22 protein-coding genes are annotated in these 17968 nt (G+C 68.2%); 17 read left to right on the top strand and 5 right to left on the bottom strand.

The window, feature by feature from the left end:
* The 6 genes from DY240_RS01255 to DY240_RS01230 all read left to right on the top strand — a co-directional run.
* Positions 1–1428, top strand: a 1428-nt coding sequence (locus tag DY240_RS01255) for an ATP-binding protein (protein WP_119658162.1), incomplete at its 5' end; no start/stop codon positions are given.
* A gap of 5 nt (positions 1429–1433) precedes the next feature.
* Entirely contained in the window at positions 1434–3248 is a 1815-nt protein-coding gene (locus tag DY240_RS01250; protein WP_119658164.1) for a TraM recognition domain-containing protein, read from the top strand.
* Positions 3248–4141 carry an adenine nucleotide alpha hydrolase family protein gene (locus DY240_RS01245; RefSeq protein WP_199700567.1) on the top strand — a complete coding sequence of 298 codons (894 nt, stop codon included), beginning with the start codon at positions 3248–3250 and terminating at the stop codon, positions 4139–4141. Before DY240_RS01250 ends, DY240_RS01245 begins: the two co-directional genes overlap by 1 nt.
* Complete coding sequence (locus DY240_RS01240; protein WP_119658160.1) at positions 4138–4476, top strand: hypothetical protein; 339 nt, start codon at positions 4138–4140, stop codon at positions 4474–4476. The genes DY240_RS01245 and DY240_RS01240 overlap by 4 nt, the downstream gene beginning before the upstream one ends.
* Positions 4473–4886: a hypothetical protein gene (locus tag DY240_RS01235; RefSeq protein ID WP_147375165.1), complete on the top strand. Its 414-nt coding sequence runs from the start codon at positions 4473–4475 to the stop codon at positions 4884–4886. Before DY240_RS01240 ends, DY240_RS01235 begins: the two co-directional genes overlap by 4 nt.
* A 102-nt stretch (positions 4887–4988) precedes the next feature.
* Positions 4989–5723, top strand: coding sequence for a PIN domain-containing protein (locus DY240_RS01230; RefSeq protein ID WP_119658158.1), 735 nt, complete (start codon positions 4989–4991; stop codon positions 5721–5723).
* 438 nt (positions 5724–6161) lie between these two features.
* On the opposite strand, the gene DY240_RS01225 is transcribed toward DY240_RS01230, so the two are convergent.
* On the bottom strand, positions 6162–6332 hold the full coding sequence (locus DY240_RS01225) for a MerR family transcriptional regulator (RefSeq protein WP_199700566.1): 171 nt from the start codon (positions 6330–6332) through the stop codon (positions 6162–6164).
* A gap of 323 nt (positions 6333–6655) precedes the next feature.
* Here DY240_RS01225 and DY240_RS01220 point away from each other — a divergent pair, with 323 nt between their 5' ends.
* Positions 6656–7258: a hypothetical protein gene (locus tag DY240_RS01220; protein WP_119658156.1), complete on the top strand. Its 603-nt coding sequence runs from the start codon at positions 6656–6658 to the stop codon at positions 7256–7258.
* A 32-nt stretch (positions 7259–7290) separates the two neighbouring features.
* Here the strand turns inward: DY240_RS01220 and DY240_RS01215 are convergent, their stop codons facing one another.
* The gene (locus DY240_RS01215; RefSeq protein WP_119658155.1) at positions 7291–7608 is read right to left on the bottom strand and encodes a winged helix-turn-helix domain-containing protein; all 318 of its coding nucleotides are present in this window, start codon (positions 7606–7608) and stop codon (positions 7291–7293) included.
* A gap of 205 nt (positions 7609–7813) precedes the next feature.
* On the opposite strand from DY240_RS01215, the gene DY240_RS01210 reads away from it, so the two are divergent.
* The 4 genes from DY240_RS01210 to DY240_RS01195 all read left to right on the top strand — a co-directional run bounded on the left by DY240_RS01210 (position 7814) and on the right by DY240_RS01195 (position 9811).
* Entirely contained in the window at positions 7814–8392 is a 579-nt protein-coding gene (locus tag DY240_RS01210; protein ID WP_119658154.1) for a hypothetical protein, read from the top strand.
* Positions 8393–8396: 4 nt separating this feature from the next.
* On the top strand, positions 8397–8891 hold the full coding sequence (locus DY240_RS01205) for a hypothetical protein (RefSeq protein WP_147375164.1): 495 nt from the start codon (positions 8397–8399) through the stop codon (positions 8889–8891).
* Positions 8892–8996: 105 nt separating this feature from the next.
* Positions 8997–9539, top strand: a complete 543-nt coding sequence (locus DY240_RS01200; RefSeq protein WP_199700565.1) for a helix-turn-helix domain-containing protein — start codon at positions 8997–8999, stop codon at positions 9537–9539.
* Positions 9536–9811 carry a winged helix-turn-helix domain-containing protein gene (locus DY240_RS01195; protein WP_119658152.1) on the top strand — a complete coding sequence of 92 codons (276 nt, stop codon included), beginning with the start codon at positions 9536–9538 and terminating at the stop codon, positions 9809–9811. The genes DY240_RS01200 and DY240_RS01195 overlap by 4 nt, the downstream gene beginning before the upstream one ends.
* Before the next feature lie 295 nt (positions 9812–10106).
* Here the strand turns inward: DY240_RS01195 and DY240_RS01190 are convergent, their stop codons facing one another.
* Positions 10107–11453, bottom strand: a complete 1347-nt coding sequence (locus DY240_RS01190; protein ID WP_147375163.1) for an antitoxin YezG family protein — start codon at positions 11451–11453, stop codon at positions 10107–10109.
* Between the two features lie 132 nt (positions 11454–11585).
* Here DY240_RS01190 and DY240_RS31550 point away from each other — a divergent pair, with 132 nt between their 5' ends.
* The 6 genes from DY240_RS31550 (at position 11586) to DY240_RS01170 (ending at position 14432) form a co-directional block, all read left to right on the top strand.
* The gene (locus DY240_RS31550) at positions 11586–11756 is read left to right on the top strand and encodes a hypothetical protein (protein WP_158602692.1); all 171 of its coding nucleotides are present in this window, start codon (positions 11586–11588) and stop codon (positions 11754–11756) included.
* Between the two features lie 67 nt (positions 11757–11823).
* Positions 11824–12300, top strand: coding sequence for a hypothetical protein (locus DY240_RS01185; RefSeq protein WP_119658150.1), 477 nt, complete (start codon positions 11824–11826; stop codon positions 12298–12300).
* Positions 12297–12647 (top strand): hypothetical protein, encoded by a 351-nt coding sequence (locus DY240_RS01180; protein WP_119658149.1) that lies wholly within the window; start codon positions 12297–12299, stop codon positions 12645–12647. Before DY240_RS01185 ends, DY240_RS01180 begins: the two co-directional genes overlap by 4 nt.
* A gap of 16 nt (positions 12648–12663) precedes the next feature.
* Positions 12664–13056, top strand: a complete 393-nt coding sequence (locus DY240_RS31280; RefSeq protein ID WP_147375162.1) for a hypothetical protein — start codon at positions 12664–12666, stop codon at positions 13054–13056.
* An 81-nt stretch (positions 13057–13137) separates the two neighbouring features.
* A complete protein-coding gene (locus DY240_RS01175; RefSeq protein WP_158602691.1) occupies positions 13138–13977 on the top strand; it encodes a DNA/RNA non-specific endonuclease in 840 nt (279 codons plus the stop codon).
* Positions 13974–14432, top strand: coding sequence for a hypothetical protein (locus tag DY240_RS01170; RefSeq protein WP_119658147.1), 459 nt, complete (start codon positions 13974–13976; stop codon positions 14430–14432). Before DY240_RS01175 ends, DY240_RS01170 begins: the two co-directional genes overlap by 4 nt.
* A gap of 417 nt (positions 14433–14849) precedes the next feature.
* Here DY240_RS01170 and DY240_RS01165 read toward each other — a convergent pair whose 3' ends face one another.
* Positions 14850–16229: a recombinase family protein gene (locus DY240_RS01165; RefSeq protein WP_119658146.1), complete on the bottom strand. Its 1380-nt coding sequence runs from the start codon at positions 16227–16229 to the stop codon at positions 14850–14852.
* Between the two features lie 785 nt (positions 16230–17014).
* A partial coding sequence (locus DY240_RS01160) for a helix-hairpin-helix domain-containing protein (RefSeq protein ID WP_325049266.1) occupies positions 17015–17968 on the bottom strand: 954 nt, incomplete at its 5' end.

Genomic DNA, 17968 nt, shown 5'->3' with positions numbered 1-17968 from the left:
GCCGCCGAGCGGGACCTGCTGCGAGGCGCCCGCCAGCACGGCGCCGCCACCGCTGCGGCGCGCCGCGCCGCGGCCGCCGAAGAGGAGCGGATACGCCGCGCCATCTCGGCGGCGGGGGAGCAGCGGCCGCATGCGCTGCGCAACCGTCGACGGTTCACCATCCCCACCCACCGGGCCACCACCCGCAACCTGGGCGGCGTCTACCTGTTCCAGGCCGAAGGCGGTCTGGGCGCGGACGGCATGCTGATCGGCACCGAGGTCTACACGTCCGGGTCGTTCTTCTTCGACCCGTGGGTGCTCTACGAGGCTGGCGTGCTGACCAACCCCAACATCTTCCTTGTCGGGGAGATCGGGTCCGGCAAGTCCGCACTGTTCAAGTCCATGGTGATCCGCGCCCGCGCCTGCGGTGGCCACCGCGCCTACGTCCCCGGCGATGTCAAGGGCGAATGGACCCCGCTCGTGCAGGCGCTCGGCGGCGCCGTGATCGCCGTCGGCCCGGGGCTGCCCAACCGGATCAACCCGCTGGACGAAGGGCTCCGCCCGGCCGGGCTCAGCGACCAGGATTGGGCGCGGGAGGTCCGCGCGCACCGGCTGGAGCTGCTGCGCTCGCTGGCCGAATGGCTCGGCCGCCGCGCGCTCGCGCCGACCGAGCACACCGCGCTTGCCATCGCGCTGGACACCGCGGCCGAGAACAACACCGTGCCGCTGCTCCCGCACGTCGTGTCGCTGCTGTTCGCCCCCGACCAGTCCCGGCCGCTGCAGCTCGGGTTCGACAGCCACGACCGGCTCCGCGACGCAGGCCACGAACTCGGCCACCTGCTCGGCGTCATGGTCTCCGGCGAGCTGGCCGGCATGTTCGACCAGCCCTCCACCGTCGCGTTCAACCCCGCCCTACCGGCGATGAGCGTCGACATCTCACGCCTCGGCGAGTCCAACCCGGCGATGCCGCTGGTCATGACGTGTGCATCGTCGTGGATGGAGGCCGCCGTCCGCGACCCCGGCGGCGGTCGCCGGTTCATGGTCTACGACGAGGCGTGGCGGATCATGCGGGAGCTGCCGCTGCTGCGGCGGATGCAGTCGCAGTGGAAGCTCGCCCGCGGTCTCGGGATCTCCAACGTCGCGATCATGCACCGCTACAGCGACGGATCCGCCGTCGGCGACGCCGGCAGCGAGCAGCGAGCGCTGGCCGAAGGCCTCATCGCCGACACCGCCACGCGGATCATCTATCGGCAGAAGGCCGACCAGATCCGCACCACCGCCGCCGTCGTCGGCCTCAACAGCGAAGAAGCCGGGATGCTGCCCGGCCTGGACCGCGGCATCGGCCTCTGGCGCGTCGGCAACCGCTCTTTCGTCGTGAAGAACCACCTCACCGACGCCGAACTGGCGCTCACCGACACCGACCAGCGCATGCACGCCGAGAGGCAGTGATCACGATGGCATCCGAACCGCAGGGAGCCAGCCGCGACGACACGGTCGCCGCCGCCGGACTGATCAGCGTCGGCATTGCGGCCACGGTGCTGCTGCTCACCTGGTGCGGAGCGGCGTTGGCGGCCGAGGCCACCGGGCACACCGCGCCGCCGTTCACCGCCTCCGGCGCCTGGGCCTCGCTGCGCCAGCCCGCCGACCCGGCCACCGCGTGGGCTACACCGATGCCCTCACCGGTCGTGGTGTGGGCGATCACCGGGCTCGTCACCGCTACGGTCGGCGGTCTCGCCGTCGCCGCGTTCCGTGCCTGGCGCCGCCGTGTAGGCCCCCCGGGCAGAATCGGCTACCCCGACGGCACGGCGACCCGCAACGAGGTGCTGCGCGTCGCCGGCGAGCGCAGCCTGATGGCCCGCGCCACGCATCTGCGACCCGGGCTGCACAAGCCCGCACCCGCCGACTGCGGCCAGTTGCTCGGCCATTCTCGCGGTGCCGCCGTCTGGTCGCCGGTCGAGGACTCCCGCGTCATCGTCGGGCCACCCCGGTCCGGGAAAGGCCTGCACCTGGTCATCCCGATGATCCTGGACGCTCCCGGCGCCGTGGTCACCAACAGCACCCGTCCCGACAACCTGACCGCCACCATGGCCGCACGGGAGAAGATCGGCCCTGTCGCCGTCTTCGACCCGCAAGGCCTCGCGCCGGGCATCTCCAACGGGCTGCGCTGGTCCCCCGTGCGCGGATGCGAGGACCCGGAGACCGCGATGGTTCGCGCCCGCGGCCTGGCCGCTGGCAGCGGCGTCGGCGGCAAGGGCGTGGAGAACGGCGCCTTCTGGCAGGGCCAAACTGAAGCCGTACTGCGCGGCATGCTACACGCCGCCGCGCTCGCCGGGCACACCCCGCGCGACCTGTACCGGTGGTCCCTCGACCCCGTCGCCGCGCTCGAATGCGCCCGCGTCCTCGCCGACAGCCCGCGCGCCGCCTACGGCTGGGGCTCCGCTCTCGAGGCCGCCGCTACCGCTGACCAGCGCACCCGCGACTCGATCTGGCTCGGCGTCCGGTCCGCGCTCGGCGCACTCGCCGCACCGAAAGTGCTGGCCGCAGTGTCCCCGTCGCCGGGGGAGGAGTTCGACCCCGCCCAGTTCCTACGCGCCAAGGGCACCCTCTACCTGATCGGCACCTCCAGCGGCGCCGGTAATGCCGGCGCGCTCATCAACGCACTCATCGAAGACCTGGTTGAGACAGCCCGACGTCTCGCCGCCGCCTCACCACGAGCACGGCTGGACCCGCCACTGAACCTGATCCTGGACGAGCTGCACAACTTCCTCGCGATCTCGTCACTGCCGTCGCTCATGTCCGAAGGCGGCGGCAGCGGAATGGTCACTACGGCCGTGTTCCAGTCGGTCGCGCAGATCCGCGATGGCTACGGCGAGAACCTGGCCCACGCGATCTGGGACTCCGCCATCGCCAAGGTCATCCTCGGGGGCGGCTCCACACCCAAGGATCTGCAAGACCTCGTCACCCTCATCGGCGAACGCGACGAAGAAACCGTTTCGCTGTCCCGGTCGACCGGCCGCGGCGACGGGTCTCGCTCCCGGCAGGTATCGCTCCGCCGCGTCCCGATCCTCGACGCTGCAAAGATCCGCACCCTGCCGTTCGGCACCGGCCTGCTGCTGCTGCGCTCGGCCGCCCCGATCATGCTCACCCTTACCGACTGGCGGCGCCGTCCCGACGCCAACGAGATCACAGCAGCCCGCGACGCGGTCGCTGAGCGGATCAGCGACGCCTTCGCCACCCAGAGCGGTGCACCCGAAGCGCGGGTGGCTTGATGACCGCCCCTAAGCTGCGGCTGCTGTCCCTCGGCGCCGGCGTCCAGTCGACCACCCTCGCGCTCATGTCCGCTGTCGGTGAGCTCCCGACGCTGGACGGCGCGATCTTCGCCGACACCGGGTGGGAACCGGCCACGGTCTACGCGCACCTGGATCGCCTGGAGCAGGTGCTCGCTGACGCCGACATCCCGCTGTACCGCGTCCAGCAGGGCAACCTCCGAGAGGACACCATCAACGCCGCGCACCGGTACGCATCGATTCCGTACTTCATCCGCAACCCCCACGGCTCCGCCGGAATTGGCCGCCGCCAGTGCACGAGCGAATACAAGCTCGCTCCGATCAACAGGAAGGTCCGGGAACTGCTTGGCGCGAAGCCGCCGCACTTCCGTCGCGTCCCGAGCAGGCGCGTCGCCGAGCAGTGGATCGGGTTCAGCCTTGACGAGATCCACCGCGTCAGCGACAAGAACCGCGTCTCCTATGTGCGCAATTCGTACCCGCTGCTCGACCGCGCCATGGACCGCAAGGCGTGCCAGCGGTGGCTCCGCGCGCACGGCTGGACCTCGGTCGCCAAGTCCACCTGCATCGGCTGCCCGTTCCACGGCAACGCCCAGTGGCGGCGACTGCGAGACGAGTCCCCGGCCGAGTGGGCCGACGCCGTCGCGTTCGACGCCGCGATCCGCAAGGGCAGCGCACGCGGCCGGCCGCTCAACGGAGAAGCCTTCCTCCACCGCTCCCGCATCCCCCTCGACCGAGCACCGATTGACCACGTCACCGCGCACGAGTGGAGTGAGCGGCAGGTCGACATCTTTGACCTGATCGAAGACGGCGACCCCGATGGCTGCTCGCCTTACGGCTGTCGCTCCGGCGCATCGGACGAGGGGAGGTCAGCATGACCGCGCGGGCTCCGGCGCCGATCCGGCAGGCCTGGAAGGTTCTCGCATCGGCCGCCTACATCCTCGACGCGCCGACCAGAAGCATGCATGACCTGCTTGCCCTGACCGTCGTCGGCGACGCCATGGACGCCCTCGTCGACGGCCAGCCACACGGCTGGCGCATCGACATCGGCGACCACGCGCCACACCCGCCGCATCAAGCCGCCCGGTGCGCCCTAGCTATCCTGGATCACTACCGCGCCGACCAAGTCAGCGACCAGATCCGCGTCGCTCGCAGCGTCCGGATCCTCCGCACCCTCGTCGATGGCCCGGCCACCGCAACGTGGCGATCATGAGACCGCTGCGCCCCCTCGCTCAGCTCGACGCACGGCGTGCCGCCTATCGTCGCCGCTACGCCGAGTACATGAGCTCGCCCGCCTGGTGGCGCCGCCGCGAACGCTGGTACCACGACGAAGTCGCCGCCAACGGTCTCGCCCCCCGTTGCGCGGTCTGCGACACGGAGTGGACGCTCACCAGCGGCGACCTGCACCACGCCACCTACGACAACCTCGGCCGCGAACACCATCGCGACCTGATTCCAATGTGCCGAACCTGCCACGAACGCCTCCACCAGATCCTCGACCACTCCAAACACTGGCGGAAGCTCCCGCGGGCCCTAGCGACCCACCAACTCATCACCATCCAGCGGCGGCGGAATAGCGTACTGCCGGTCACCGATCCGGACGGAGAGCAAACCCATGGCTGACCCCCAGCGTTGCGCCTACCTCGCGGAGGCAAGAGCGGCATTTCGCCACCGTCGGCCGGTGGCCGGATCGTGGATTCGTCGGCGTGATTAGGCTGTGCGCTCATGCGGGTCGGTGTCTACATTGATGGGTACAACCTCTACTACGGGGGCCGCCATCTACTGGGGCGTTCGCAGGGGTGGCGATGGCTTGACATTCGCTCGCTGATGAACGACCTCGTCGGAGCTCAGCGCGGTTGGCCGGCCGCGACGCTAGAGAAGGTCATCTACTGCACGGCGAGGATTGATCAAGGACTGAACCCACAGGGGCATATCGAGCAGGACGCGTACCTCAAAGCTCTCCTGGCCACCGGCAGTGTCGACCACATCGAGTACGGCAAGTACGTCAAGGGTCTTCGCAACCGCCCTCTGGCGGTGAAAGGGCCACCCCCGCGGCGAGACCTCACTCTGGTGAAAGCTGATTGGCCGATCAAAGTCCAGTCGCCGCTGGGCACGCCGGTACCAGATGCGATCTTCATGGTGTCCACACTCCATCAGGAGGAGAAGGGCACAGACGTGAACGTGGCGTCCCTCCTGCTGGTGGACGTGCTCAAGGGCGACGTCGATGCGGCTGTGGTGGTGTCGAACGACTCGGACCTGAAGCTGCCGATCCGACTGGCGCGTGAGGTCGTGCCGGTGGGCTTGGTCAACCCTCGGGGCGGGCTCTTCGCGGGCGATCTCACGGGTAAGCATTCTGACGGTGCCGGTAATCACTGGTGGAGGAAACTAGGGCCGGATGATTTCCAGGCACATCAGCTGCCCGACCCCGCCGGGGGCTACCAGAAGCCGACGGGTTGGTGAGGGCCGTTCACTTGCCCAGCGTTGACTTGTAGACATACACTGATCACACAACGCACCCGGTCCCTCGTTGGGCCGGGTCTTTCATTTGCTGCCGGTGACCAGGCCGTCCTCGCCGGGCCTGGGGTCAGCGCGGCGGTGTAGGTCGCTGGCGGCATGCCAGGCGGCACGCGAACGCCAGGAGGGTGCCGTGCAACACCACCACGAACCGGTGCGACACCGTGGCCGACACTCACGCCGGAGCGATGTCGACGGCGGCCCGACCCGCCGGGTGCCGGCCGGGAGTGTCGAGCTCCAGGCCCGTCAGTACCGCAGCCGTTCGCTGCCCTCGAACAACGCGAACTCATCGCCGGTGGTCCCTCCGCCGCCGGGAGCGCGAACGCTTTGAACCCCATGCTGCCCGACGTTGGCGGCGTCAGGTGAGGGTTCAGTAGCTTGCGGCTACTCCCCGCGCTGTCGCAGCGCGCGCAGCTGCTCCTTCAGCTTCTCCAGGTCCCACCGGGCGTGCCCGCCTGGGGTGACGTACTCGGGTGTGACCAGGCCCTTGTGCCACCAGCGCATGAGCGTGGTCGGGTCGACTCCGACCGCTTTGGCCGCGACTCCGGTCGCCACGGGTTTGGGCGTCACAACGACAACCGTCGAGCATGGAATACCGCGTTTACCGGCTCGTGCAGCGAATACCGCTTATGCATGGATTGCAGCGATTGCAGGGTTACAATCGCATGGTGGTCCAGCGGTGGGACGTGTGGAGCGCGGCGGGCCTGGGCGTCGCCGCCGTGATCCCCTGCGCACATCGACCGTCGGGCCACAATCGGCCGCGCCCCTGCCAACGCCCCTGCGCACCGGCCTGCGGTCGGGGTGGCCGCCCAGCCCACGGTGGGCGGCCACTCCCCGGCCTGCGGCGCCCGCTCGTGCCCGGATCGCGGTGATCGCCGATGCCTGACCCGCCGGCGGATCCGCTGAACGTCGTCCTCACGGTGGCCGAGCGTGGGTGGGCCTGGAAGGTTGTTCCGCAGATGCGGCGCTGGCACGCCTCCGCCGACGTGGAGGGCGACTGCGATGAGAGGGTCCGTCACGTGGGTGACGTGGCTGCGTGGATGGTGTGGCCCGATCCGGTGCGTGTCGACCCGCCGCCGGCGGCGTTGGAGTACGTGCTGGCGACGGTTTTCGAGCCCACCACCGGGCAGCTGCACCCGGAGCTGGACCAGTTGATCAGCCCTTCCAACGGCGTGACGGCGGTGCTGATCATCACGGAGTGGGAGCTGACACCGCCCTGGCGAGGGATGGATCTGGCCGGGCTGATGTTGTCCGCCACGGTCGAACGGTTGCGCTCGCAGGTCCGGCTGGCTGTCTGCCGGATCTCGCCGACCCGCTTCCACATGCGCCAGGCCGAGGCTGCGGCGTCGACGGTGCGGGTAGCGGCGATTCTCGACCGCTACGGCTGGCAGCGCTGGCGTGGCCTGCACGTCATCGACACCCGTTCCGACGTCCTCGTCGACGCCACGTTCGACGTGATGCAGCGAGGGGAACCAGGATGACCCGGCGCCGGGTCGCGAGACTCATCCGGCCATCAGGCGCCGGGCGCGGCATCGCCGGGGTCCTCGGACGGGCGCTGGAGCCGACGATCTCGCCGTTCCTTCGTCCGGGGTCCGATGGCGTAGCTCCCGCCGCCGTGCCACGTCACCACGAGACCGCGCTCTCGCAGGTCCTTGACCGCAGCCTTGGCGGTGTTCAGCGAGACGTCGTACGTCTCGCTGAGCTCCCGCAGGCTGGGCAGCTTCGCATCGGGCGGAATCTGGCCGGCCTCGATCTGCCCAGCGAGCAGGTCGGCGAGGTTCTCCCACCGGTACCCGGGGCCCTCGATCGGCGACGGCGGCTCCTCTTCCACGAGCCTGACCCTAGACACACGAACTCAGTTCAACTGTGCCCTGCTGTGTCTATCTAAGACCTTCCCTGTCCATCTGTGGCCGACTCAGGCATAGTGGGTCGGGAACGTGTTGGTTGATCCGCAGGGCAACTCCCGGGCCGGGGGAGCGAGGAAAGGCCGCCAATTGCACGTCCTCACCGCGTGGTGTATCCCGCCACGATCACCGTTGTCCCCGCTATGGACCGTCCAGATCCGGCACCGCAACGGTACCGTCGTCGACGAGGTCACCGAGCTCGCGACACCCGCCGACGATGCGGGGTGGGACCGCCTGGTCACCAAGCTCGGATTCACCCGTATCTCTGAGCGGTGGGGCGTCACGGCGCACGGCGTCTACCGGTGCCGCGTCGTCCCGTCGCCGTCGACGAGCGACGTCGCAGAGAAGCTCGTACCGTCGTGTCCGCACACCACGATCGTCGAGGCCATGCACATGGTCACGCTCGGCGGGCCATCGTCGGGGGTCCACGCCGGCTACTTGGTGCACTGCGAGGTCCAAGCAGACCACGTCGGCGAGCACGTCGGGCTCGGCCTCGAGGATACGCCGGGCCGCTGGTGGTGGCTGTGGTGGAGCGGGCGCGAGAGCCTGCTGGTCCGCCTGGCAGCGATGTGCCGCGCCGTCGGTCGGCCGCCCAGGGCCGGGCTCGACAGCCAACCGTGGCCGTGCTCGCTCCCACTTGGGCACCCGATTGGGCGCCCGCCGGTGCACTCCTGGGCCACGGCCGGGACGACCCGGCACAAGCGGAGGTGAGCCGGTGAGCTCCCGGTGGGCATGCCCAGGCTGCGACTCCGACGATGCACTCTTCCGGCGCGCGATGCGCTCCAAACGCGCGTGCCCGCACTGCCGCCTTCCGGCGGCCGCGATCGCCGCGGCCTGGTACGTGCGAAGTCACAACGTCCGGCCGCACCGCCGCTCCAAAGACGAACTGGACCAGCTGCTCGACCGTGTCACGCAGCTGGAGAACGAGAACACCAGACTCGCGAAAGCGGTCCAGGCGGCCCCCACCCCCGCCGTCGTCGAGCAGCTGCGCGCCGACCTGGTATCGGCACGGGCCCAGCTGGCGCAGCTCCAGACCGAAAACGCCCGGCTCGCCCGTGAACTGCAGTCACGGCCCACCGCTGTCGCCGGCGGGCCTCGCACCGACATCGAGCACCAGCAAGATCAGGACAGTCGGCTCGACGGCCAGATACAGTCCCGCCTTGTACGCTTGCATGACCAATTGGTGCAGCTGCGATCCATGGTGGAGTAGCTCCAGGCCGAGAACGCGCGACTCACCCACCAGCTCGCCACGCGACCACCTACGCCGCCGGCGGAACCGACCATCCTCGAGCGGCTCAGCACGTTCCGTCAGGACATGACGGACGCGATGAATACCTTCATCGTCACCGCGCAGAAGACACGAGAACTTCTCGACCACCACGGCTCGGACCTCCCGCCCACGACCTCCCGGGCAAACCGCAGAACCGGCGACCGCACCGATCGTGTGTTCATGCCCGGCGACCCGGTCCAGATCGGCGCCGATGACGCGCCCTGGGTCGTCACGAACACGTACACGTCCACCGACCCGTGGGTGAAGCTCCAGCACTCAGAGCGCACCCACGAACTCCGCTCCGTCCGCGTCCGGGTCCTCGTCAACCACCAACGCGCCATCGCCCAGGGCAACGGAGCCGGACCCCGGAACGTCCTCGCCGCCCGGCTCCGGGAACTGCGGGTCGAGCGCAGCCTTACTCAGACCGAGCTCGCCACACTGAGCGGCGTCAAACCGGCGAGCCTGCTCAACATCGAGGGCGGGCGGCGCACCGTCACGCTCGACACCATCTACGACCTCGCGGCCGCGCTCGACGTCCCCGTCGCCGACCTGTTCCGCCCACCAGCTCCCGGAGACCCAGCACAGTGAACACGCCTGGCCAGATCGATCCCGACGCCCGCGAGTTCCCCTACCAGCAGCTGGCCAAGCTGCTACGTCACCGCATCGAGCGCGGCGACCTCAAGGACCTTGAGCGCCTACCGTCTATCGCTCAGTTCACCGATGAGTACAACCTGTCCGTCGGAACCGTCCGCCGGGCTCTCGGGATCCTCGTTGGTGATGGCCTGCTCGACATCCTCCCGCAACGTGGGATCTTCCGAGCCTGCGCAACCGAACCAGCCACCGACACCACGCGACCGTGACCGCGACCACGCCGACCGCCAGCACCATCGACGACGAGAGCGGGAGCGCGGCCCGCGGCTGGGGGGTAACGGGGGCTCCTTACCGCATGCCCCGGACAGAACCGCGATTCGGAGACTGGGCGCCGTGGGGATGGTGAAGGCCGGCCCCGCACCCCGGGAGCCGGCCTTCGTGTGCATTGGCTCGCGCTCCGCAGCGACTACGAACCAATGTGAAACGATGGTGTCAGTAGATGAATCGCCCGTCAATATGTGCCCAGCGTTTGCGCCTACTCGTGAACGTCGCGACAAAGGCCGGTCAGGGGTTGGGTTGTGGCGGGTACATCTCCTGGTCGCGGCGCAGGAGGTCGGGATCGACCGGGGTTGGAGTCGTGGCGTCCTCGCCGACGTCGTCCTGTCCGGGGGACTCTGGGAAGTCCAACGACGGCGCTGTCTCGTAGTCCAACGTCGCGGCGATCATGCGCGAGTTGGCGAGCGCGAACCGGGCGCCGTGCCAGGCCCCGCGAGCTGGTCGGGTCTGGTAGGCGTCGTCGCGGATGGCCTTCACCAGAGCGATCCCGTTGTCGTCGAGTTCGGCGACGGTGACTTCGTCGCCCCACCGGTCGATCTTGGTCACCAGGCGGGTCTTGATGACGTCCGCGACGGCCCTGACCTCCAGGATGAGGCGATACCACGGCTCCGGTGAGGCGGTGAGCATCGCGGCGCGGAGCTGGTCGAGCAGATCCCCGTCGAGGGCGAAGTCGCGCACCTTGGCCGGGTGCCAGTACGGCAACTGGCCGAGCGGTACGGGGAACATCTCGTAGTCCCGCCGCAGCAACTCCGGGTCTGCCTCGCCGTCGCCCCAGCCTTCAGGGTCGTATACGCCACCGAAGGGTTCCCGGTCCTCGTAGTCGACTCGGAGGTCTGCACCATCCTCGAGGTCGAACGTCGCCCGGAACCAGACCCGGTTCTCACGCTGGTAGTACGCTCGTCTGGACGCCTCGATCACGTCGGTGCCCAGGCCGGGCAGGGCCTGGCGCTGCAGCACCGTTCCGTCAGACATGGTGATGGAGAACGTGGTGACGATGACGTCTGCTGCAGCCTCGTACCTGACGTGGAGACGCCGCCATCCCGGCGGTGCCGCGGCCACCATGACGCTCTCGACCGCTCCGCCGAGTCTGGCGGGATCGGTGATGCTGGCCGGGTGCCAGTCCGGCAAGTTCCACGGCAGCCGCGGCAACACCTTGTGGTCCTCGATCAGGTCGTCGAAGACCTCAGCGATCTGGTGGCCGATGTTGGCGGCGTTCAGGTCGTAAGGCCCGAAGGGCGGGTTGTCATAGTCGTACTGGATCTGCATGCGCTGGTCTTCGTCGATGACGATGGCGGCGTTGTACCAGGTCCCGATGTCCTCCTGGTACACCTCGGTGCGCAACTGCATGATCGCCGCGACCGTCTGCGGCACAGCCATGCGCACCGGTATGACCGTGCCGTCGCGCATCGTCACCACCATCGAGATGCCCGCACGTTCGCCGGCGGCGGTGACCTGGACCTCGATCCGAGCCCAGCCCTCCGGCGCGTCTTCTAGCAGCCGCGCACCGACCTCCTGCATCAGCTCCGGCTGAAGACCCATGCTCACTCCCGCGTCAACGATCTGTTGCACCAGCAATCCAGCCCCTACCTCACCACAAGGTGACCGGCCAGGCCCTGTCGTCGCCGAAGTCGCACTCGTGAGCGGAAATGTGCGCGGCAGGCGCCACCCCTACAGGCATGAACCACCCGAGCCAGTAGGAGGCCCCCGATGGTGAACCGCGACTGCGCCACCTGTCAGCGACCGACCCCACAGGAGGAGCTCACCGGCGACTGCGGCCGGCAGCTGCCCGACCGCGTGATCTACGTCTGTGGGACCTGCGGCTACGTCGAGGTCGCGGCGCGCCAGCGCGCCATTCACGCTCGCTCCGTCGCCGGGTGATGTGCGCGGCCGGGGCCACCCACCTATCAGACGTACAACCGTCCCGCGAGTGACGAGGAGACCCACCATGGCTAGCGACCTGACCCCGGTCGAACTGAAGATCATCCGGCACTCCTTCAAGGGCTGGCACGGCGGCGCCCTGGTCATCGACCCTGACGGCGCCATCGCTCGCTTCGTCCAGAGCTTCCGCGGCGGGTCTTCGTTGTGGAAGGACGGACCCTGGTACCAGACCACACGGCAGGGGATAGAGCTGCGGGAAGACGCCAGCCGCGAGACCATTGCGCTGCTCACGTGGTCCCGGATCAAGCAATGGGTGCTGGACCTGCCCCGCGCCGAACGCGACGCCCTGTGTGCCGCAGAGACCGTCTACCGGCAACGGCGCCGCACAATAGCCGATGCCCGAGGCATCCCCGACGACACCGATCTCGGCGTCCGCGAAGCCGAAGCCGTTCGTGACGCCGCCTTCCAGCGCTGCGTGGACGCCTCCGCTACAACCCAGCCCGCCCTGTTCGACGTGACCGAACAGCAGGCGGTGCCGGGATGACCAACCATGAACCCGCCGCGACCGGCGACCCTGCGACGGCACAGATTGAAAACGCGACCGTTGCGCTGCAGTTGGCCGCGATCGAGGCGGACATCGCCTACCCACGCGACCGGGTGCTCATGCTCCGCCGCCTCATCGAGCTGCTAGCGGCGACGAAGGGGATCGTCGACATCGCCCTCGATCACGCGGCTGTCTTCGAGCTCTTCGCCAACAATCCGGCCACACGCGAGGACGTTCACGTCATCCACCTCGATCGACTGTCACAGCTGCTGTTTGAGGCGCGCATCGAACTCCTGATCAGTTGCGGGGCGATCATCACCGGTCCCATGGACGGTGAGACCGCGTGATTGCCGCGCTGTGTCGATGTTTACGAACAGGTTCAGGGGAAGCTGCGGCTGCGGCTCGCGCGCTGGTGACGCGCAGCGCCTCGCCGGGCTCGTCGCCGACGACGGTGTCGAGCTGGCCGACGGCAACCGTGCTGGCCAAGGCGACATCATCATCACCCGGCGTAACGAACGCCGCCTCAGCACCGGCCGTGGGTGGGTGAAGAACGGCCACCACTGGGTCGTCACCGCCCATTACCTCGACGGCGCGGTCACGGTCAACCGTGCCTGCATCCCCGTGGCCCTGGCATCGTCAACACTGCCGGTCTGGTACGTTGCCGAGCATCTGGACCTCGGTACGCCGTCACCACACACGGCGCCCGTGGCGCCACCATCGAAACAGCGCACGTCATCGTCCGCTCGACATCGATGACCCGTGAGCTTCTTTACGTGGCAATGAGGGCGTCGCGCTTGTCGTGAGATCCTGATGCGACCGAGCAGGGGCGGTGGTCGTGTGAGTGATCGGCCCATCCGGGACGGCACGGACGGGCTGCGGCAGGTGCGGGACGAAGCCGTGCCTCGCGAGGTCGACGGCGTGATCGAGATCCTGACCGGTGACGCGGAGAACCTACGCCGCCTGGTCGAGCGCGCCAGCCGCCGAACATCCGCCCAGGACACGGTGACCGAGCTCGATCCGATCGTGAGCGGCATGCTCGCCGATGTCCGTGGCCTCGGCGACGAGCTCGGCTCCGTCCTCTCGCGGGCGATCAGCGAGCTGGAGCACGTGATCCGCCCGGCCGACGGCGACGTGCCGCGTGCCTCGGCGACCGCTCCGTCCTCGGAGGTGCCGCCTCAGCGGCTTCCCGTCATCCACGTCTCGAGCACCAGCCGGGCCGATGCTCCGATCCGGCGGAATCCGCCGGCCGACCACGTCATCGTCGTCGACGACCAGGCCATCGTGTACACCACCGATGAACAAGGCCGGGTGGTCATCACCGAGGCGACACTGACGGGTTCTGCACCGGGGAAGCGGAACAAGCACGCGCAACGGACTTTGGCGGGCAAGCTCGAAGGCGACGACGCCGGCCACCTGATCGCCCGAATGCTCGGCGGCATCGGCGACAAGCTCAACCTCGTTCCGATGAGTCAGACGCTGAACCGTGAAGAGTTCGCGGCCCTGGAACGCCGTTGGGACCGAGCCGTCCGTCGTGACAAGACCGTCGAGGTGAAGCTCACGCTGGCCTTCGAGGAGGACTCTCGGCGGCCGGTCTGGATCAGCGTCTACTACACGATCGAGGGCGAGAAGAGCCGTAAGGTGACGCTCTACAACGACCCGCCGGAGGAGACATCGTGAGCATCCCCGATCAGCCGCTGGAGAAGGCGGTGGGAGAAGCCATGATCGCCGCCGAGGAGGTGCCGGGCGGCTGGAAGACACTGACTCTGGACGTCACCGCGGCCGGCGACCTGATCGAGAGCGGCTTCGAGGCCGCCATGCCCGACGGCAGCACCGAGGACCTCGAACCCCCGGACGACGCCAACCATGCGGCCCGCGCACTGCGCAAGGCCATGTACAAGCCGGGCGTGGGTACCTGGTGGAACGCCACGTTCACCGTCGACGCCAACAGCAAGGTGGTCAAAGCCACCTATGACTATGACAACCCGCCCCTGGGCGGCATGGTCGACGATGCCGATCCCGATGCCGGAGGCGACGCTGACGCCGCGCTGATGCTCAAGGACCACCGGCTGTTCCCCCGCGATGACGCGCACCTACCGGCGTGGCACCCTGCCCGCGCCGGAACGTCCACCTAACCAACTCCGGCTCATCGAGCGATGCCGGGGCCGGGGCGATCCACGCCGTTCGGCGTCCGGTCCATCGGCACGAACCGGGCGCGCCGCTGGGGTCGATCCCGGCTGACGGCGGGAAATGCTGCCGAGGCCAGCCCCGTGCCGGAGAACCGCGACCTGCCGACGACCACGACCACGTCCGAGCCGTTCTGCTTGTTTCGGGCCGGGTAGATGCCCGGTCCGAGGCGCAGGTGGGCCACGGCCGCTCGCCCCTCGAAGAGCGGCGCTCCGGACGGGTCACCAGGGTGGTGAATCACGACCTCCGGATTCGTGCGTTCGGCGACATCGCGGGCGACCGCGATATCCTCTCGCGACCTCGACCGTCAGCATGTCTGCCTCGGGCCGCTGCGTTCTTACTGCGTCGCTCGCGGCGAGCGTTGCCTAATTGCGCCAAGCGATCTGGATCGAGTCAGGTGAGAACACCTGGCTTCCGCGGCCCTGGCTTCGCAATTTGATGGACATCAGGGAGTCGACGACCAGGCGTTGATGCTGAATGTCTAGGGAGTTCCATGCATGGATGCCGTCGAGGCCTGTGATCAGCTCGCGGAGAAGGACTGCCCGCGGGACATCCGCGGCAGCGCGGCGCACTGCATTGAGCTCGATATTCAGGTTCATGGTCCGGTCCGTCATCTTCCGAAGCGAGAGCTCTTTGGCTGCATACGCATCAGCCAGCTGAGCGAGCTCTCGATAGATGCGATCGGTGGTCGCAGTCAGGTCCGTGTCGGTCAAGATGATTCGGCGGGCGCGCTGGACACGCAGCTCCGGCGTCGAGAGCCCGTCGAGTAGCTCGCGGACAACGTACTCGTCGATCGGGTGGACCTTGCGGTGATAGTGACGCACGTTGGGGCAGCGGTACCGGAAGTATGGCTGCGTGGCGTGAGGTCCGGCCCATGTCGTCGGGAGGCCACAGTCGGAAATTGCGCAGCGCGCGATCCCCGTCAGCAGTTGCTGGATAGTCCCTCGGCGGCTGGGATCGTTGAGGAGCGTCTGCATCGACCACCAGGCCTGTTCCTCGATGATGGGTTCCCACTGAGCCTTACCGATGATCTCGCCACGGAATGTGTAGAGACCGGCGAGCGTGGGCCTGCGCAGTGTGCGAATGGTACTACCGGCCCGCCACGGGCTAGGAGCCCCGTTCCTCTTCGACATGGGACTGACGACACCGCGAGCGTCCCATTCGCTGGCTACTCGTCCGAGACTGGTGCCGGCCAGGACGGCCTTTGCGGCCCAGCGAATCGCTTCCGCCTCGACCGGGCGGTGAGTCATGTCGTGCTCGAAGCCGAACCGTCGTATCCCTCCGGGGATCTTGCGGCCTTCAGCGGCGGCCTGCTCGTCGGCGCGGCGCTTTCGCTCGCTCTTAAGTTCGATCTCATGCCGAGCCACGGAGGCGAGCACGTCAGCGGACAGCCTGCCTGCTGGCGTCGTCATATCAATTTCTGGCCCGCGCACGAGCGAGATCACGCTGCGCGATTTCTGGCCGGCGTCAATCAGCCGCAAGGAATCGCGTCGGTTGCGCTCCAGACGATCCCAGGTCCACGCGACTATGCCGCTGACCTGTTGGGTGCTCATCAGCTCCAACAACCGCTCGAAGCCGGGCCGAAACCGAGTTCCGGCAGCGCTGAGGTCGTTGTCCTCGATCACCTCCACGACGGTCCAGCCGCGGAGGCCGGCTAGCTTAATGCAGTCCTCTCTTTGCCGCCTCACTCCGCGGCCCTCACCGGTGTGGTCCTCGCTGATTCGTACGTAAATCGCGATCTTCATGACCTGGACGCTAGCGGTAGCGCTCAGGCGTAGGCAGGGGCCAAAAATTGCTACTCATTGGATGCGTGCGCGAGGTGCACGACAGTACGTGTCGAATATGATGCCAATCAGTGTTGGCTCCGGAGTTGGTGACATGGTCAAACCGTACTCGTGTGCACTGAGGTCGGTGCGCCTGGCGATGATCTCCGCTGCTTCATGCCGTTGGGAGCGGATCACGTTGTTCGCGACAGCGGCGGCGCACGAGGTGAGCGCGCGGCTGGTGGTTGAGATGGTCGGTGGTGAGAGACAGCTCTTCGCAGCTCTAGGGCCTGATGGTGTGGACGCGGTGGCCAGACTTCGGGAATCGATGTATGTGCGCGAAGCTGGTACCTGGTACAACGCCACACTCACACTCGACAGTGACGGCAAGCTCAGTTCGGTTTTCGACTTCGATCACCCACCATTCCGAGATGCAACCATGCACAGTGATGACGGGATGCACCCCAATCGGTCGGAACTACTGATAATCGACCAGAAGCTATATCCACGCGCTGCCGTCGAACTTCCCAGGTGGCACCCGTTCCGGGGCCCAGGGCAGAACTAGGCGGCGCATATCTCACTGGCCCAGTTGCTAAGCGCGCTCGTAAGCGTGTCATTCGATGACGAACTGGCAGCCAAGCGCCTTGGACGCACTCGCTCGAACTGCGTTCGGCGTTTCCTGGATTCTACCTTTCAGGGTGAGCCTGACCTGCACCGTCACATTCAGGTCCCGGTCCGTGATGCGGCGCGAGGCTTCGTCCCGCTGGCTATCGGAAGTCTCGGCTGCGTCCGGTGGTGGTGACGGTGAGTGGGGTGAGGCGGCCGGCGAGGAGGTTGGTGGCGCCGTCGGAGCGTTCGAGGGTGCCGTCGATGAGCAGGGCGTTGGAGTTCAGGGCGATGCGGCGTTGTCTTTCCCAGATCTTGGCGGGGCAGATGACGTTGATCATGCCGGTCTCGTCTTCGAGGTTGAGGAACACGACGCCGCCGGCGGTGGGTGGGCGTTGGCGGTGGGTGACGAGCCCGCCGACCCGGAGCCGCTGACCGGCGCGCAGCGTGGGCAGATGGGCGGCGGGGGTGGCGCCGGCGGCGGTGAGGTGGTCGCGGATGTGCTGGACGGGGCGGCTGTCGGGGGAGACGCCGGTGGCCCAGAGGTCGGCGAAGGTCTGCTCGACCGCGGTCATGGCCGGTAGCGGGGGTGGGGTGAGGTCGCTGGGGGTGGTGCCGGGGAGCTGGTCGGCGCGGATGTGGGCGACGGCGCCGGCCTTCCAGAGCGCGGCGCGGCGGTCCAGGCCGAAGCAGGCGAAGGCGCCGGCGGTGGCGAGGGCGTCGAGGGCGGGGTGGGGGACGTCGGCGCGGCGGACGAGGTCGGCGAGGTCGGTGTAGGGGCGGGCGGCGGCGATGCGTACGGCGACGTCGTCGCCGAGGTTGCGGACGCTGGTGAGGCCGAGTCGGATGGCCGGCTGGTCGCCGGCGGGGGCGTGCGGGTGGCCGGGCATGACGGGGACGTGTTCCTCGAGGGTGGCGTTGGCGGTGCTGGCGTTGATGTCGACGCCGCGGATGGTGAGGCCGTGGCGGCGGGCGTCGTCGACCAGCGATTGGGGCGAGTAGAACCCCATGGGCTGGTTGTTGAGCAACGACACGGTGAACGCGGCGGGGTAGTGGCGTTTGAGCCAGGCGCTGGCGTAGACGAGGTGGGCGAAGCTGTAGGCGTGGGATTCGGG

Origin of the sequence: Jiangella rhizosphaerae, from assembly GCF_003579925.1 — a bacterium.
Lineage (GTDB): Bacteria > Actinomycetota > Actinomycetes > Jiangellales > Jiangellaceae > Jiangella > Jiangella rhizosphaerae.
Note: the sequence above shows the minus strand (reverse complement) of the source record. Positions and strands in the feature narration are given on the sequence as shown.

Bases quoted from the DNA above. Each gene is read 5' to 3' on its own strand.
- DY240_RS01250 (WP_119658164.1), top strand. From the start codon at position 1,434: ATGGCATCCGAACCGCAGGGAGCCAGCCGCGACGACACGGTCGCCGCC.
- DY240_RS01245 (WP_199700567.1), top strand. From the start codon at position 3,248: ATGACCGCCCCTAAGCTGCGGCTGCTGTCCCTCGGCGCCGGCGTCCAG.
- DY240_RS01240 (WP_119658160.1), top strand. From the start codon at position 4,138: ATGACCGCGCGGGCTCCGGCGCCGATCCGGCAGGCCTGGAAGGTTCTC.
- DY240_RS01235 (WP_147375165.1), top strand. From the start codon at position 4,473: ATGAGACCGCTGCGCCCCCTCGCTCAGCTCGACGCACGGCGTGCCGCC.
- DY240_RS01230 (WP_119658158.1), top strand. From the start codon at position 4,989: ATGCGGGTCGGTGTCTACATTGATGGGTACAACCTCTACTACGGGGGC.
- DY240_RS01220 (WP_119658156.1), top strand. From the start codon at position 6,656: ATGCCTGACCCGCCGGCGGATCCGCTGAACGTCGTCCTCACGGTGGCC.
- DY240_RS01200 (WP_199700565.1), top strand. From the start codon at position 8,997: ATGACGGACGCGATGAATACCTTCATCGTCACCGCGCAGAAGACACGA.
- DY240_RS31550 (WP_158602692.1), top strand. From the start codon at position 11,586: ATGGTGAACCGCGACTGCGCCACCTGTCAGCGACCGACCCCACAGGAG.
- DY240_RS01185 (WP_119658150.1), top strand. From the start codon at position 11,824: ATGGCTAGCGACCTGACCCCGGTCGAACTGAAGATCATCCGGCACTCC.
- DY240_RS01180 (WP_119658149.1), top strand. From the start codon at position 12,297: ATGACCAACCATGAACCCGCCGCGACCGGCGACCCTGCGACGGCACAG.
- DY240_RS31280 (WP_147375162.1), top strand. From the start codon at position 12,664: ATGTTTACGAACAGGTTCAGGGGAAGCTGCGGCTGCGGCTCGCGCGCT.
- DY240_RS01165 (WP_119658146.1), bottom strand. From the start codon at position 16,229: ATGAAGATCGCGATTTACGTACGAATCAGCGAGGACCACACCGGTGAG.